This is a genomic window from Cobetia sp. SIMBA_158 (assembly GCF_046566945.1).
GTDB lineage: Bacteria > Pseudomonadota > Gammaproteobacteria > Pseudomonadales > Halomonadaceae > Cobetia > Cobetia amphilecti.
Genome location: NZ_JAWJYL010001188.1, coordinates 1 through 231, shown reverse-complemented (window position 1 = coordinate 231; position 231 = coordinate 1). Strand labels below are relative to the sequence as shown.

At 31.2% G+C, this 231-nt stretch carries 1 protein-coding gene; it reads left to right on the top strand.

Annotated features, from left to right (window positions below; all coding sequences use genetic code 11):
* On the top strand, positions 1-231 hold a 231-nt coding region (locus R2R70_RS23500; RefSeq protein WP_410979420.1), incomplete at both ends, for a hypothetical protein.

Sequence of the window (231 nt, the reverse complement as noted above, 5' to 3'; positions counted from 1 at the left end):
ATCTAGAACAATTGGCTATTATGTTTGTAGAAGGACGTACACCTATAAAGTCTCTGAAAGATACTAAAGATCATCACAATCAAATTCTAATTAAGCAGGATAAATTTATTCAGTTGAAAAAAGCCCGTAAACGGGATTTTAATACAATGATCTTTTATTCTGTTGGGTTTATTGCTGCTTTAATGTTTTCGTTTACCTTGCAAAAATTCATCGACATTTATGCACATACTC